This is a genomic window from Streptomyces africanus (genome assembly GCF_002150735.1).
GTDB classification, from domain to species: domain Bacteria; phylum Actinomycetota; class Actinomycetes; order Streptomycetales; family Streptomycetaceae; genus Streptomyces; species Streptomyces africanus.
This window is the reverse complement of record NZ_MUKA01000080.1, coordinates 47,250-61,751: the sequence shown is the minus strand read 5'-3', so window position 1 is coordinate 61,751 and position 14,502 is coordinate 47,250. Positions and strand designations below refer to the sequence as shown.

The 14,502-nt window shown below is 71.3% G+C and carries 13 protein-coding genes and 1 pseudogene; 10 read left to right on the top strand and 4 right to left on the bottom strand.

The genetic code is table 11. From position 1 onward, the window contains the following. Positions 1 to 134: 134 nt before the first annotated feature. The 3 genes from CCL05_RS12960 (at position 135) to CCL05_RS12950 (ending at position 1,636) form a co-directional block, all read left to right on the top strand. Complete coding sequence (locus CCL05_RS12960) at positions 135 to 656, top strand: pyridoxamine 5'-phosphate oxidase family protein (protein WP_086560663.1); 522 nt, start codon at positions 135 to 137, stop codon at positions 654 to 656. A gap of 15 nt (positions 657 to 671) precedes the next feature. Beyond that, positions 672 to 1,118 (top strand): VOC family protein, encoded by a 447-nt coding sequence (locus CCL05_RS12955; RefSeq protein ID WP_059420767.1) that lies wholly within the window; start codon positions 672 to 674, stop codon positions 1,116 to 1,118. A 92-nt stretch (positions 1,119 to 1,210) separates the two neighbouring features. After that, entirely contained in the window at positions 1,211 to 1,636 is a 426-nt protein-coding gene (locus tag CCL05_RS12950) for a hypothetical protein (RefSeq protein ID WP_086560662.1), read from the top strand. Positions 1,637 to 1,706: 70 nt separating this feature from the next. Here CCL05_RS12950 and glnA read toward each other — a convergent pair whose 3' ends face one another. After that, positions 1,707 to 3,068, bottom strand: a complete 1,362-nt coding sequence (glnA, locus tag CCL05_RS12945) for a type I glutamate--ammonia ligase (RefSeq protein ID WP_086560677.1) — start codon at positions 3,066 to 3,068, stop codon at positions 1,707 to 1,709. Between the two features lie 295 nt (positions 3,069 to 3,363). On the opposite strand from glnA, the gene CCL05_RS12940 reads away from it, so the two are divergent. Continuing rightward, entirely contained in the window at positions 3,364 to 4,554 is a 1,191-nt protein-coding gene (locus CCL05_RS12940; RefSeq protein WP_086560661.1) for a globin domain-containing protein, read from the top strand. On the opposite strand, the gene CCL05_RS12935 is transcribed toward CCL05_RS12940, so the two are convergent. After that, positions 4,551 to 5,000, bottom strand: a complete 450-nt coding sequence (locus tag CCL05_RS12935; protein WP_086560660.1) for an RrF2 family transcriptional regulator — start codon at positions 4,998 to 5,000, stop codon at positions 4,551 to 4,553. The two genes, CCL05_RS12940 and CCL05_RS12935, sit on opposite strands and share 4 nt — an antisense overlap. 196 nt (positions 5,001 to 5,196) lie before the next feature. Between CCL05_RS12935 and CCL05_RS12930 the strand changes: the two genes are divergently transcribed. The 6 genes from CCL05_RS12930 (at position 5,197) to CCL05_RS12905 (ending at position 11,839) form a co-directional block, all read left to right on the top strand. Beyond that, positions 5,197 to 5,868 carry a DUF3105 domain-containing protein gene (locus CCL05_RS12930; RefSeq protein WP_086560659.1) on the top strand — a complete coding sequence of 224 codons (672 nt, stop codon included), beginning with the start codon at positions 5,197 to 5,199 and terminating at the stop codon, positions 5,866 to 5,868. Continuing rightward, positions 5,865 to 6,482: a DUF305 domain-containing protein gene (locus tag CCL05_RS12925; RefSeq protein WP_086560658.1), complete on the top strand. Its 618-nt coding sequence runs from the start codon at positions 5,865 to 5,867 to the stop codon at positions 6,480 to 6,482. Before CCL05_RS12930 ends, CCL05_RS12925 begins: the two co-directional genes overlap by 4 nt. A gap of 159 nt (positions 6,483 to 6,641) precedes the next feature. Next, the gene (locus tag CCL05_RS12920) at positions 6,642 to 8,585 is read left to right on the top strand and encodes a S53 family peptidase (RefSeq protein ID WP_086560657.1); all 1,944 of its coding nucleotides are present in this window, start codon (positions 6,642 to 6,644) and stop codon (positions 8,583 to 8,585) included. A 77-nt stretch (positions 8,586 to 8,662) separates the two neighbouring features. After that, complete coding sequence (locus CCL05_RS12915; protein ID WP_167409554.1) at positions 8,663 to 10,417, top strand: NAD+ synthase; 1,755 nt, start codon at positions 8,663 to 8,665, stop codon at positions 10,415 to 10,417. 128 nt (positions 10,418 to 10,545) lie between these two features. Continuing rightward, on the top strand, positions 10,546 to 11,253 hold the full coding sequence (locus CCL05_RS12910) for a haloacid dehalogenase type II (RefSeq protein ID WP_086560655.1): 708 nt from the start codon (positions 10,546 to 10,548) through the stop codon (positions 11,251 to 11,253). A 19-nt stretch (positions 11,254 to 11,272) separates the two neighbouring features. Then, complete coding sequence (locus CCL05_RS12905; RefSeq protein ID WP_425275913.1) at positions 11,273 to 11,839, top strand: O-methyltransferase; 567 nt, start codon at positions 11,273 to 11,275, stop codon at positions 11,837 to 11,839. 133 nt (positions 11,840 to 11,972) lie between these two features. Here the strand turns inward: CCL05_RS12905 and CCL05_RS12900 are convergent, their stop codons facing one another. Both CCL05_RS12900 and CCL05_RS12895 read right to left on the bottom strand, forming a co-directional pair. After that, a complete protein-coding gene (locus CCL05_RS12900) occupies positions 11,973 to 13,190 on the bottom strand; it encodes an MFS transporter (RefSeq protein WP_086560653.1) in 1,218 nt (405 codons plus the stop codon). 156 nt (positions 13,191 to 13,346) lie between these two features. Further along, positions 13,347 to 14,307 (bottom strand): annotated as a pseudogene (locus CCL05_RS12895) (endonuclease/exonuclease/phosphatase family protein); the annotation flags it as partial. Positions 14,308 to 14,502: the final 195 nt, after the last annotated feature.

Below are 14,502 nucleotides of genomic sequence, written 5' to 3'. Positions count from 1 at the left end.
CACTCTTCTCGGACGTGCATCGGATCAAGGTCGTACGCAATTGAGCCTAACCGCAGAGCCAGGGGGAAGCTCCGATGAGTTCCGCGGGCGAACGGGGTCTGCACCTGTGAAGCCACAAGGCCTGGAGGACGCTCATGACCACGACGCACCCGAAGGAAACCCGTCTGGACCGCCGCTACAGCGACGAGACGGCCACCGCGACGGACTGGCGGGAGGCCGAGGCGCGGCTCAGGGAGGCCGAACTGTTCTGGATCACGACGGTGCGCCCCGACGGCCGCCCGCACGTCACCCCGCTGCCGGCGGTCTGGTCGGACGGCGCCCTGCACTTCTGCACGGGCCCGGAGGAGCGCAAGGCGCGGAACCTCGCGGAGAACCCGCACATCGTGCTGACCACCGGCACGAACACCTGGAACAAGGGCTACGACCTGGTGGTCGAGGGCGAGGCGACCCGCGTGACCGACGACGGGCGGCTACGCGAGCTGGCCGCCGCGTGGGAGACGAAGTACGGCAGTTTCTGGCACTTCGAGGTACGGGAGGGCTGTTTCCACCACGGCGCGGGGCACGCGGCCGTCTACTCGGTGGCGCCGCGCACCGTGTTCGGCTTCGCTAAGGGGGAGCCGTTCAGCCAGACGAGGTGGCGGTTCACCGATGCCTGACGAAGGAGTCACGCCATGGACTTCACGCTCGAAGTCATCCCGCTGCCCGTGACCGACATCGACCGTGCCCGGGACTTCTACCGGGACAAGGTCGGCTTCCACGTGGACATCGACCAGGAGGTCATGCCCGGGATGCGGATCGTCCAGCTGACGCCTCCGGGCTCCGGCTGTTCGATCGCCCTGGGCGACTCGATCTGGGAGATGACCCCCGGCCCCACCCCGGCCCCCGGCTCCTACCAGGGCCTGCAACTGTGCGTCGCCGACATCAAGGCGGCCCACGCGGAACTCGTCGAACGCGGCCTCGACGTCTCCGAGCCGGTCCAGTACGCCCCCGACGACGGCGCCACGTTCATGCACTTCCAGGACCCGGACGGCAACGGCTGGGCGATCCAGGAGTACCGCCGCCGGGCGACGGAGCCGCTGCACCAGTTGCTGGCGGACCTGAAGCGGCAGGGGGGCTGACCGGCTCCAGGGGGTCCGGTCGTAGGCGACGAAGCTGCGGGTCCCGGTGGTCCCGGGAGGGGTCCCGGCCGGACCCCCCTACGCTCGCCGCCATGGTCTACGTCAACTTGCCCGAGATCGGCTTGGAGGGCGAATGGCCGGTCAGCGACGCGGAACGGACCCTGGCCGCGCGCCTGCTTCCGCTGCTCCCCGCCGCGCCCGCGCCCGGAAGCGACGGGCCGACGCGCTGGGACGTCGTCGACACGTCGCTGCGGACGCTGCTCGAGGTGATCCGGGACAACGGGGACCTGCTGTTCGGCGACCGCACCTCGGTGACGAGCGAGCGCGGCCGGATCAGCATGATCGAGATGCCGTTCGCCATCGGCCGGCTGTTCCAGGAGATCGACACGCATCACCGGCTGGCGTCGTCCGTTCAGGGCGCGGCGGCGGGCAACGCGTACCTCGACTCGTGCGTGGAGCGACTGGAGCCGGAGGTGGCGGAGCTGCGGCGGCTTCTCGGGGAGGCCGCGAAGCCGTAGAAACGGACGAGGGGCCGGCGGTCGATGACCGCCGGCCCCTCTCCCGGGTCGCCCGGAGACGGCACCACCCCTACAGCACCGGCAGGCTCTTCCGCAGCTCGAACGCCGTGACCTCGCTGCGGTACTCCTCCCACTCCGACTTCTTGTTGCGCAGGAAGAAGTCGAAGACGTGCTCGCCGAGGGTCTCGGCGACCAGGTCGCTGCGCTCCATCAGGGTCAGGGCCTCGCCCAGGTTCTGCGGCAGCGGCTCGATGCCCATCGCGCGGCGCTCCGCGTCGGAGAGGGCCCAGACGTCGTCCTCGGCGCCCGGCGGGAGCTCGTAGCCCTCCTCGATGCCCTTCAGGCCGGCGGCGAGGAGGACGGCGTAGGACAGGTACGGGTTCGCGCCGGAGTCCAGGGAGCGGACCTCGACCCGGGCCGAGCCCGTCTTGCCGGGCTTGTACATGGGGACGCGGACCAGCGCCGAGCGGTTGTTGTGGCCCCAGCAGATGTACGAGGGGGCCTCGCCGCCCGCGCCCGCCGTGCGCTCCGCGCCGCCCCAGATGCGCTTGTAGGAGTTGACCCACTGGTTGGTGACCGCGGAGATCTCCGCCGCGTGCCGCAGCAGGCCGGCGATGAAGGAGCGGCCCACCTTCGAGAGCTGGTACTCGGAGCCCGACTCGTAGAACGCGTTGCGGTCGCCCTCGAAGAGGGAGAGGTGGGTGTGCATGCCGCTGCCCGGGTGCTCGGAGAACGGCTTCGGCATGAACGTCGCCTGCACGCCCTGCTCCAGCGCCACCTGCTTCATGACCAGGCGGAACGTCATGACGTTGTCGGCCGTGGAGAGCGCGTCGGCGTAGCGCAGGTCGATCTCCTGCTGGCCCGGGGCGCCCTCGTGGTGGGAGAACTCGACGGAGATGCCCATCGACTCCAGCATGGTGATCGCCTGGCGGCGGAAGTCCATGCCGACGTTGGTCGGGGTGTGGTCGAAGTAGCCGGAGTTGTCGGCGGGCGTCGGACGGCTGCCGTCCAGCGGCCGGTCCTTCAGCAGGAAGAACTCGATCTCCGGGTGCGTGTAGAACGTGAAGCCCAGGTCGGAGGCGCGGGCCAGGGAGCGCTTGAGCACGTAGCGCGGGTCGGCGAAGGACGGCGAGCCGTCCGGCATGAGGATGTCGCAGAACATCCGGGCCGTGCCCGGGGCCTCCGCGCGCCAGGGCAGGATCTGGAAGGTCGACGGGTCCGGCTTGGCGATCATGTCGGACTCGTAGACCCGGGCGAAGCCCTCGATGGCCGAGCCGTCGAAGCCGATGCCCTCGTCGAAGGCCTGTTCCAGCTCGGCCGGGGCCACGGCGACGGACTTGAGGAAGCCCAGGACGTCCGTGAACCACAGGCGTACGAACCGGATGTCGCGCTCCTCCAACGTCCGGAGCACGAACTCCTGCTGCTTGTCCATCTTCCGCTTCCCCATCCTTGCTGGTCAGGCCGCCTGTCTTCCGTACCACGGGAGGCGGTCGGGCACCTGAGCATCCCACCACACGAGCATTTCGTACGCGTTGCGCACCATGATCGCCCGGCCGGCCCGGGACCGAACGCCTCACGTACGGCAGGTGAACTGCTCTTCCGCCCATAGTGCCTGCTCGCACCGACATCCGTAACGGCCGGTTCCCTCCGCAACCCCGCCCACTTAATTTGCATTTAAGATGCAACTTTAAATACCGTACACAGCAGTCGAGTCCTGAGGAGTCCCGATGCTGTCCGAGCAGTCCGCCGTCACCGTCCGCGCCACCCTTCCCGCCGTCGGCGCGGCCCTCGGCACGATCACCGAGCGCTTCTACGCCGGGCTGTTCGCGGCCCGCCCCGAGCTGCTGAACGACCTGTTCAACCGGGGCAACCAGGCCGCCGGCACCCAGCGGCAGGCGCTCGCCGGATCCGTCGCCGCCTTCGCGACGCACCTGCTGGACCACCCCGAGCAGCGGCCGGACGCGATGCTGCACCGCATCGCCCACAAGCACGCCTCCCTGGGCATCACGCCCGAGCAGTACGGCATCGTCCACGAGCACCTTTTCGCCGCCATCGCCGACGTGCTCGGCGACGCCGTCACGCCCGAGGTCGCCGCCGCCTGGGACGAGGTCTACTGGCTGATGGCGAACGCCCTCATCGCCGTCGAGAAGCGGCTCCGTCAGGAGCGCGGCGGGCACGCCTGGCGGGCCTGGGAGGTCGTCGAGCGCGTCGCCGAGACCGACGACGTCGCCACGTTCCGGCTGCGGCCCGCCGACGGCGGTCCGGTGCGGGACTTTCTCGCGGGCCAGTACGTCTCCGTCCGCGTCGCCCTCCCGGACGGCGCCCGGCAGATACGGCAGTACAGCCTCTCCGGGGCGCCCGCCCCGGACCTGAGGCAGATCAGCGTGAAGCGCGTGCACGGCGACGGCACCCCCGACGGGGAGGTCTCGAACCACCTCCACGCGCGCGTGGCCGTCGGTGACCTCCTGGAGCTGTCGGAGCCCTACGGCGACCTCGTCCTGGACGCCGGCCCCGACACCCCGCTGCTGCTGGCCTCGGCGGGCATCGGCGTGACCCCCATGACCGCGATGCTGGCCCACCTCGCCGGCTCGGGACACCGCGCCCCGGTCACCGTCGTGCACGGCGACCGCTCACCGGCCACCCACGCCCTGCGCACCGACCACGAGGCCTACGCCGCCAAGCTGCCCGGGGCGGCCGTCCACTTCTGGTACGAGCAGGACGCCCCGGCGGGCACCCGCTCCGGCCTGGTCGACCTCGCCGGCGTCCCGGTCGAGCCGGGCACGCGCGCGTACCTGTGCGGACCGCTGCCCTTCATGCGCGCGGTACGGGCCCAGCTGATCGACAAGGGCGTGGCACCGGCCGACATCCACTACGAGGTGTTCGGGCCGGACCTGTGGCTGGCGGGTCAGACGGCCTAGACGTCACGGGGATCGGCGCCCCGCGAGATCCCCAGCAGCAGCGCCCCGGTGGGTTCCGCCACGATGTCCGCCACCGTGATCGGGTCCAGGGAGGCGAAGAACGCCTCCTGGGCCCGGCGCAGGGCGCCGCGCAGGCGGCAGGCGGAGTTCAGGGGGCAGGGGGTGGGGCCCTCGCAGTCGACGACGTCGCCGTCGCCCTCGAAGGCGCGCACCACGGCGCCGACCGACGCCGTGCGGCCCCGCTCGGTGAGCGTGAGGCCGCCGCCGCGCCCGCGCCGGGCGTCCAGCAGGCCCATGTGCTGGAGCTCGGCGACGACCTTCGCCAGGTGGGTGTACGGCACGTCCATGCCGGCGGCGACGTCCCGCGTCGTCGGAGTGGACTCGCCGGTGACGGCGAGCCGCATCAGGACCCTCAGGGCCAGGTCGGTGGAGCGCAGCAGCCGCATACCCGCAGCCTAGATAATCGGAATCTCAGGTTCAAATAATCCGGAGCCCGGGTTCACCTGATCCGCGGAAGCTGTCGGGCACCTGTCGGTGCCGTATCGATTCAGCCCATTCCCTCGACCGCCCTACGAGGGGCCCCGTCTCCCCCATTACGATCAGGCCACCCGACTGTCCCACCTTTCCCACGAAGGACACCCCATGGGCTCCGCCAACAAGAGCAGCACGGCACGCAAGGCTCGGATAGAGGAGATGCGGCGCGCCGAGCAGGCCCGTGAGCGCCGCAACCGGATCCTCACCATCGGGGCCAGTGTCGTGATCGTCTGCGGTCTCGTCGCCGGCGGGGTCGTGCTCGTGCGGTCCCAGTCCGACGGCGGCGGCAGCAGCGACACGGCGGCGAGCGACACCTCGGCCAAGGGCAAGTTCGTCACGGGCAAGGACGGCGTGAAGACCTGGGAGGGCAAGCTGTCCCGCAACCACGTCACCAAGGCCGTGAAGTACGCCTCCGAGCCCCCGGTCGGCGGCGACCACAACCAGGTCTGGATGAACTGCAACGGCGACGTCTACACCAAGGAACTCGACAACACCAACGCCGTGCACTCGCTGGAGCACGGCGCGGTGTGGGTGACGTACAACGCCGACGCGAAGAAGGCCGACGTCGACGCGCTCGCGGCGAAGGTGAAGAAGACGCCGTACACGCTGATGAGCCCGATGGACGACCAGAAGGATCCGATCATGCTCTCGGCGTGGGGACACCAGCGCACGGTGACGGGCGCGAGCGACCCGAACGTCGACACGTTCTTCGAGAAGTTCGTCCAGGGCCGGCAGACCCCCGAGCCGGGCGCCGCCTGCACGAACGGGCTGTCGCAGTGAGGCAGGCCGCTCTGATCGCGGGGGCCGCGGCGACGGCGCTCGTCGCGGCCGGCGCGATCACCTATGCCGTCGCCGGGGACGACGGCGGCGGCCAGGCCCCCTCCGCCGAATCCGCGGACGCCGGGTTCGCGCGGGACATGGCGGTGCACCACCAGCAGGCCGTGGAGATGTCGTACATCGTGCGCGACCGCACCAAGGACGAGGAGGTGCGGCGCCTCGCGTACGACATCGCGCAGACGCAGGCCAACCAGCGCGGCATGATGCTCGGCTGGCTCGACCTGTGGGGGCTGCCCAAGGTGTCCTCCGAGGCGCCGATGACCTGGATGGACATGGGCATGGCCTCCGGCAAGGACGGCGCGCTGATGCCGGGCATGGCGACCAACACCGAGATGAAGAAGCTCGGCACGCTGAGCGGGAAGCAGGCCGAGATCTTCTACCTCCAGTTGATGACGGACCATCACAAGGGCGGCATCCACATGGCCGAGGGCTGCGTCGAGAAGTGCGCGGTCGGCGTGGAGAAGCGGCTCGCACAGGGCATGGTGGACGCGCAGCAGTCGGAGATCGGTCTGATGGCGGACCTGCTGAAGGAGCGGGGCGCGACGCCGCGCACCTAGGGCGTAAGCCCCCAAATCGCCCTTTCTTACGGCCTCTTGGGCTCTTCTTGGCCTCCGCAGGGCGCTTCTTGGGGTGCGCATTCCCCTGGCATGAACCGTTCATCGCGAGAGTGGCGACCGTCGAGTGATCCACTCGCGACGAACCGCACAGGGGGTTCCATGAGATCCAACCGCGCCAAGGTGCGCGCCGGGCTGAGCATGGCAGCGACACTGCCGATGCTCGCCGGTGCGCTGGCGCTCGGCATACCCGCGGCGCACGCCGCCGACCACCCGCTGCGTGACCTGCTCGCCGGGACCAAGCCCGCCTGGGCCACGGCCAGGGCCGACAAGGGTGCCGTCTCCGACGGCGCCGGGGTGTCGGCCCGGGTCTATCTCCGGGGTCGCGACGCGTCCGGCCTCGCCGCGTACGCCAGGGCCGTCTCCGACCCGACGTCGGCCTCGTACGGCAAGTACCTGACGGCCAGACAGGCGCAGGCCCGCTTCGGCGCGACCAAGGCGCAGGTGGCGGCCGTGAAGGCCTGGCTGACGGCCGCCGGCCTGAAGGTCACCGGCGTCACGGCGCACTACGTCTCCGTCACCGGTGACGTGGCCGCCGCGGAGAAGGCGTTCGGCGCCCAGCTGCACAACTTCGCCAAGGGCGCGAAGACCTACCGCGCCCCGGCGAGCACCGCCTCCGTCCCGGCGGACCTGGCCGGCGCCGTGCTGACCGTCACCGGCCTGGACAACGCCCCGCACATGGTCACGCACGACGACCGGCTGCCGCCGCCGGACACCGTGTTCCGCAACGCCGGGCCGTTCTCCTCGTACTACGGCTCGAACACCGCGAGCACGCTGCCGGACGCGTACGGCACGAAGGTCCCGTACGCGGTCAAGGGCTACACCGGCAAGCAGCTGCGGGCCGCCTACGGCGCGGGCACGCGCACCGGCAAGGGCGTACGGGTCGCCATCACGGACGCGTACGCCTCGCCGACGATCGCCTACGACGCGGCCACCTACGCCGGCAAGCACGGCGACGCGGCCTGGAAGACCGGCCAGCTGCACCAGGTGCTGCCGAAGAAGTACACGAACACCAAGGACTGCTCGGCCTCCGGCTGGTACGGCGAGGAGACCCTGGACGTCGAGGCCGTGCACGCGGTCGCGCCGGCCGCGGACGTCACCTACGTGGGCGCCGCGTCCTGCACCGACGCCGACCTGCTCGACGCGCTCGGCAAGGTCGTCGACCACCACCTGGCCGACATCGTCTCCAACTCCTGGGGCGAGGTCGAGGCCGCACAGACGCCCGACCTCGCGGCCGCCTACGACCAGGTCTTCCAGCTGGGCGCGGTCGAGGGCATCGGCTTCTACTTCTCCTCCGGTGACGACGGCGACGAGGTCGCGAGCTCCGGGACGAAGCAGGTCGACTCGCCGGCCAACTCGGCGTGGGTGACCGCCGTCGGCGGCACCTCGCTGGCCGTCGGCAAGGGCGACACGTACCTGTGGGAGACCGGCTGGGGCACCGACAAGGCGAGCCTGTCGGCCGACGGCAAGAGCTGGACGGACTTCCCCGGCGCGTTCACCTCCGGCGCGGGCGGCGGCACCAGCAGGACCGTCGCCGAGCCCTCGTACCAGAAGGGCGTCGTGCCGTCGGCGCTGGCGAAGGCCAACAGCGCGGACGGCAACCGTGTCGTCCCGGACATCGCGGCGATCGCCGACCCGAACACCGGCTTCCTGGTCGGCCAGACCCAGACGATGCCCGACGGGAAGACGCAGGCGTACAGCGAGTACCGCATCGGCGGCACCTCGCTCGCGGCGCCGGTCATCGCGGCCGTCCAGGCCCTGGCCCAGGAGGCCCGCGGCGGCAAGGCGATCGGGTTCGCCAACCCGGCGATCTACGCGAAGGCCGGCTCGAAGGCCTACCACGACGTCACCGACAACCCGACGGGCTCCGGCCTGGCCGTGGCCCGCGTCGACTTCGTGAACGGCTACGACGCCACGGGCGGCCTGGCCACGTCCGTGCGCAGCCTGGGCAAGGACAGCTCGCTGTCCGCCGTGAAGGGCTACGACGACGTCACCGGCGTGGGCACGCCCGCGAGCGGTTACGTGGAGTCGTACCGGAGCCGCTGACCTCCGCAAGGGGACAGGGGTGGTGTGGGGTGGCCCACACCACCCTATTGCGTCGCTCTGACGATTACACTGGGCCCGTGCCTCAACTACGTCTCGCCCTGAACCAGATCGACTCGAGCGTCGGCGACCTCGCCCAGAACGCCGAGTCGATCGTCCGCTGGACCCGGCACTCCGCCGAGCAGGGAGCGCATCTCGTGGCGTTCCCCGAGATGGCGCTGACCGGGTATCCCGTCGAGGACCTGGCCCTCAGGTCGTCCTTCGTGGAGGCCTCCCGGGCGGCGCTGCGCAGCCTCGCCGCCCGCCTGGCCGACGAGGGCTTCGGCGAGCTGCCGGTGATCGTCGGCTACCTCGACCGCTGCGCGACCGCCCAGCCGAAGTACGGCCAGCCGGCCGGCGCGCCGCAGAACGCGGGGGCCGTGCTGTACGGCGGTGAGGTGGTCCTGAACTTCGCCAAGCACCACCTGCCGAACTACGGCGTCTTCGACGAGTTCCGCTATTTCGTGCCCGGCGACAGCATGCCGGTCCTGCGCGTCCACGGCGTGGATGTCGCCCTGGCCATCTGCGAGGACCTCTGGCAGGACGGCGGCCGGGTGCCCGCGGCGCGCTCGGCGCAGGCGGGTCTGCTGGTCTCGATCAACGCCTCGCCCTACGAGCGCGACAAGGACGACACGCGCCTGGAGCTGGTCCGCAAGCGGGCCCAGGAGGCCGGCTGCACGACGGCGTACCTCGCCATGATCGGCGGCCAGGACGAGCTGGTGTTCGACGGCGACTCGATCGTCGTGGACAGGGACGGCGAGGTCGTGGCGCGGGCGCCGCAGTTCGCCGAGGGCTGCGTCGTCCTGGACCTGGACCTGCCGGCGGCGTCGGCGGACGCCCCCACGGGCGTGGTGGACGACGGCCTGCGCATCGACCGGGTGGTGCTCTCCGAGGACCCGCTGCCCCGGTACGAGCCGGAGCTCACGGGTGGCTACGCGGACCGCCTCGACGACGACGAGGAGGTCTACTCGGCGCTGGTCGTGGGCCTGCGGGCGTACGTCGCGAAGAACGGCTTCAAGTCGGTCCTGATCGGCCTGTCGGGCGGCATCGACTCGTCGCTGGTCGCGGCGATCGCGTGCGACGCGGTGGGCGCGCAGAACGTGTACGGCGTGTCGATGCCGTCGAAGTACTCCTCGGACCACTCCAAGGACGACGCCGCCGAACTGGCCCGCCGCACCGGCCTGAACTACCGCACGGTCGCCATCGAGCCGATGTTCGACGCGTACATGGGCGCGCTGGGCCTGACGGGCCTGGCCGAGGAGAACCTCCAGTCCCGCCTGCGCGGCACGCTGCTCATGGCCATCTCCAACCAGGAGGGCCACATCGTCCTGGCCCCCGGCAACAAGTCGGAACTGGCGGTCGGCTACTCCACGCTCTACGGCGACTCGGTGGGCGCCTACGGCCCCATCAAGGACGTCTACAAGACGCTGATCTTCCGCCTGGCCGAGTGGCGCAACCGGGCCGCCCGCGACCGCGGCCAGACCCCGCCGATCCCCGAGAACTCCATCACCAAGCCTCCGAGCGCGGAACTGCGCCCGGGCCAGGTCGACACGGACTCGCTCCCCGACTACCCGGTGCTGGACGCGATCCTGGAGCTCTACGTCGACCGGGACCGGGGCGCCGACGAGATCGTCGCGGCCGGCTTCGACCGGGAGCTGGTCACGAAGACGCTGCGCATGGTCGACACGGCGGAGTACAAGCGACGGCAGTACCCGCCGGGCACCAAGATCTCGGCGAAGGGCTTCGGCAAGGACCGCCGCCTGCCGATCACTAACGCGTGGCGGGAGTCGCTCTGACAGCCTTTCGCGCCGCGTCGCCGCTCACCAACGTGACACCTGCGTCACCGGCTTGACCGGTGACGGAGGCGGTGACAGCATCGCCACCGCTTCAGGCGGTGACGGCAGCAGCGCGAAGGCGGGGGCACGTGACCGGGATCCGTGACATCGAGGTCGTCGTCTTCGATGTCCTCGGCACACTCGTCGACGAGCCCAGGGGGCTTCGGGCGGCGATACGCGAGGCCTTGCCCGCGTCCGGCGAGGCGGCCGTCGACGACCTGCTCGCCCTGTGGCAACAGCACTGCGAGGAGGAACAGCGACGCATTCGGCAAGGGCTCCGTGCGTACGTCAGCACCGAGACCCTCGACGCGGAGGCGGCGCGGCGCGTGGCCGGGCGGGCCGGGCTCTCCGACCCCGCGGTCATCGCCCGGCTGGCCACAGCGGGGCGGCGGCTGCCGCCCTGGCCCGACTCCGTCGCCAGTCTCGAACAACTGGCGCGGTGGTTCCCGCTGGTCGGGCTCTCCAACGCCGGCCGCACGGCGCTGCTGCGCCTCAACGCGCACGCCGGGCTGCGCTGGCACCAAGCCCTGTCCGCCGATGCCGTCCAGGCGTACAAGCCTGCGCCGGAGGTGTACCGGCTCGCGCTCGACGCCGCCGGCTGCCCACCGGAACGCGTCCTCATGGTGGCCGCCCACGCCTGGGACCTGCGCGGAGCACAGGCGGTCGGCATGCGGACCGCTTATGTACGGCGGCCCGTCGGGGATCCGCCGTCGAGCGCCGACGCGTTCGACGGGTGGTTCGACGAACTCGCCCAACTGGTCAGCTCGCTGACAGGACGTCAGGTAGCGTCGACCTGACACCGACAGGGGGCTGGTCATGGCAGAGCGTGAGGTTCCGGACCGCGTGGTGGTCGCCGAGCGGCTCGCCGCCGAGGCGGGGTTCAAGAAAAGCTGCATCCCCGAAGTGGGCAGGCTGCTCAGGCTGGCCGCCGCCGCCAAGCCCGGCGGGGTCGTCGCCGAGAGCGGCACCGGCTCGGGGGTGGGCACCGCCTGGCTGCACAGTGGCCTCGGGGCCGGTGCGCGTCTCGTGACCGTGGAGCGGGACGAGGAGCTGGCCCGGCGAGCGGCGGGGGTCTTCGCGGACGACGACCGCGTCAGCGTGCTGACCGGCGACTGGCGGTTGCTGGAGGGGCACGCCCCGTTCGACGTCTTCTTCTGCGACGGCGGCGGCAAGCGGGACGCCCCCGAACGGGTCGTCGAGCTGCTGGCACCCGGCGGCATCCTCGTCCTGGACGACTTCACGCCGTCGGCGGACTGGCCGCCCCGGTTCGAGGGCGAGGTCGACGAGCTCCGCCTCTTCTACCTCACCCACCCGGCCCTGGACGCCACTGAAGTCCTCACCACGCCGTCCAGTTCGGCGGTTGTCGCGGCACGCCGCGTCTGACCGCGAGGAAGGCGACGCCGCCTCTCGGTTGCCGTACCGGGCGGTCCCGTACACAAAGGGGCGGCAGCCCGCAGGGACACACCCGCGGACTGCCGCCCGAGTCACCGCGCCGGCGTACCGGCGGAGGTTTTCGTCAGTGGCGCACCGCTTCCGCCTCCTGCGGGACATGGCTCGCCACGATCCGCTCGCGCCCGCCGGCCGGCGCACTGCGCCGGTCCACCGCGTACGCCAGCGACGCCACGCCGAGGCCGAGCACGGCCAGGGCCGCGCCGGCCAGGGCCGGGGAGGTGACCCCGAAGCCCGCGGCCAGGGCGAGGCCGCCGATCCAGGCGCCGCCGGCGTTGGCCAGGTTGAAGGCCGCCTGGTTGGCGGAGGAGGCCAGGGACGGGGCCGACGCGGCCTTGTCCATGACCATCAGCTGGAGCGGGGAGCCGGTGGCGAATGCCGCCATGCCGAGCAGGATCACGGCGACGGCGGCGGTGACCTCCGTGCGCATCAGCAGCGGGAACAGCGCCAGCACCGCCATCAGAGCGCCGAGGCCGCCGAACAGGGTGCCCCGCAGGGAGTGGTCGGCCAGGCGACCGCCCAGCAGGTTGCCTGCGGTCGCGCCGACGCCGAACAGGGCCAGCAGCAGGGTCACACTGGCGTCGGCGTAGCCGGCGGCGTCCGTGAGCATGGGCGTGATGTAGCTGTAGGCCGCGAAGAGGGCGCCGAAGCCCGCGACCGTCGTGCCGAGCGACAGCCAGACCGGGACGGAGCGCAGGGCGGCCAGTTCGCCGCGCAGGCCCTTGGCGGTGGCGTGCTCGTGGTCGTGCGGGATCAGGAACGCGAGCGCGGCGATGGCCACCAGGCCGATGGCGCTGACGCCGAGGAAGGTCGCCCGCCAGCCCAGCTGCTGACCCATGAGGGTCGCGACGGGCACACCCACGACGTTCGCGACCGTCAGGCCGAGGAACATCAGGGAGACGGAGCGCGCCTTGCGTTCGGGCGCGACCATGTTCGTCGCGACGACGGCGCCGACGCCGAAGAAGGCGCCGTGCGGCAGACCGCTCAGGAAGCGGGCGGCCAGCAGCCAGCCGTTGTCGGGGGCGAGGGCCGACAGCGCGTTGCCCGCGACGAACAGCCCCATCAGCCCCATCAGGACCGTGCGGCGGGACATCCGGGCGGTGACCGCGGCCAGGAGCGGGGCGCCGATGACGACGCCCAGCGCGTACGCCGACACCAGGTGGCCGGCGCTGGGTATCGAGATGTGGAGGTCGTTCGCGACGTCGGGCAGCAGCCCCATCATCACGAACTCGGTGGTACCGATGCCGAAGGCGCCCACGGCGAGGGCGAGCAGGGCCAGGGGCATGAGGGAGCCTTTCGAGACTTACGGGGGTTCGTACTTGCGACTTCGTATGTTCAAGTACGGAACAAAGTCTCGCAGGCCCACTATTCCGTGAGGTCGCGCAGAGGTGAAGCCTCGGTTGCCGACTCCTGCCGAATAGGCTCTGAGCTGCGGTTTTCCTCAGCCGCCTGTGGTGACACTCACACGCGCCGCGATGGGCAGATGGTCACTGGCGGTCTCAGGGAGGGTCCATGAGCTCTCCGGCTTCAGGCCCCGGACCATGATCTGGTCGATGCGCGCCATCGGGAACGACGCCGGCCAGCTGAACCCGAAGCCGTTGCCGGCGGCGCCCTGCGTGGAGCGCATCTGGGAGGTGACGGCGTTGAGCGCGCGGTCGTTCATGGTGCCGTTCAGGTCGCCGAGCAGGACGACGTTCTTCAGCGGTTCGTGGGCGATGGCCTCGCCGAGGAAGTCGGCGCTCCGGTCGCGCTGCCGGGCCGTGAACCCGGCCTCCATCTTCACGCGCACCGAGGGCAGATGGGCGACGTAGACCGCGACCTGCCCGGCCGGGGCGGTCACGGTGGCGCGCATCGCCCGCGTCCAGCCCAGGTCGATGTCGACGGCCCGCACGCCGGTCAGCGGGTACTTGCTCCACACCCCGACCGTGCCCTGCACCGAGTGGTACGGGTACGTCGAGTCCAGCGCCCGCTCGTACGTCGGGACCGCGGACGCCGTCAGCTCCTCCAGCGCCAGCACGTCCGCGCCGGAGGCGGCCACGTCACGGGCGGTGCCGGCCGGGTCGGGGTTCTCCGCGTTGACGTTGTGCGTGGCCACGGTGAGGCCGCCGCCGGTGGCGGTCTTGTCGGTGAGCTGGCCGCCGAAGAGGTTCAGCCAGACCAGCGCCGGCAGCAGCACCGCGATCAGCGCGGTCGCGGACTTGCGGATGACGGCGAGCAGGAGCAGCACCGGGATGAGGAGACCGAGCCAGGGCAGGAACGTCTCGGTGAGGCTGCCCAGGTTGCCGATCGTGTTGGGGATGCGCGAGTGCAGCATCATGACCACGGCCAGCAGCACCGCGCACGCGGCCAGGACGAGGCCGCGCCGCCAGATCCGCCGGTCGCGGAGCCGGTCGCCGAACCGGCCGCCGAGCAGCCGGTCGTACAGGCGCCGAAGCCGGTCTCCCCGGGGCTCGGGCCCCGAGCCGCCGTTGTCCGTCTCCGTCATGTACGCCTGCTGCGCCATACCGTCGCCTCACTGCCCGCCGTGCACACCATCGCCCCCGTGTCTACGACCCTAGGGGATGATCCGTTCCGTTCCCGCCGTCCTTCGACGGCCG

Coding starts and splice junctions, on each gene's coding strand:
- CCL05_RS12905 (WP_425275913.1), top strand. CDS start 11,273: ATGGCAGAGCGTGAGGTTCCGGACCGCGTGGTGGTCGCCGAGCGGCTC.
- CCL05_RS12900 (WP_086560653.1), bottom strand. CDS start 13,190: ATGCCCCTGGCCCTGCTCGCCCTCGCCGTGGGCGCCTTCGGCATCGGT.
- glnA (WP_086560677.1), bottom strand. CDS start 3,068: ATGGACAAGCAGCAGGAGTTCGTGCTCCGGACGTTGGAGGAGCGCGAC.
- CCL05_RS12950 (WP_086560662.1), top strand. CDS start 1,211: ATGGTCTACGTCAACTTGCCCGAGATCGGCTTGGAGGGCGAATGGCCG.
- CCL05_RS12920 (WP_086560657.1), top strand. CDS start 6,642: ATGAGATCCAACCGCGCCAAGGTGCGCGCCGGGCTGAGCATGGCAGCG.
- CCL05_RS12930 (WP_086560659.1), top strand. CDS start 5,197: ATGGGCTCCGCCAACAAGAGCAGCACGGCACGCAAGGCTCGGATAGAG.
- CCL05_RS12940 (WP_086560661.1), top strand. CDS start 3,364: ATGCTGTCCGAGCAGTCCGCCGTCACCGTCCGCGCCACCCTTCCCGCC.
- CCL05_RS12960 (WP_086560663.1), top strand. CDS start 135: ATGACCACGACGCACCCGAAGGAAACCCGTCTGGACCGCCGCTACAGC.
- CCL05_RS12935 (WP_086560660.1), bottom strand. CDS start 5,000: ATGCGGCTGCTGCGCTCCACCGACCTGGCCCTGAGGGTCCTGATGCGG.
- CCL05_RS12955 (WP_059420767.1), top strand. CDS start 672: ATGGACTTCACGCTCGAAGTCATCCCGCTGCCCGTGACCGACATCGAC.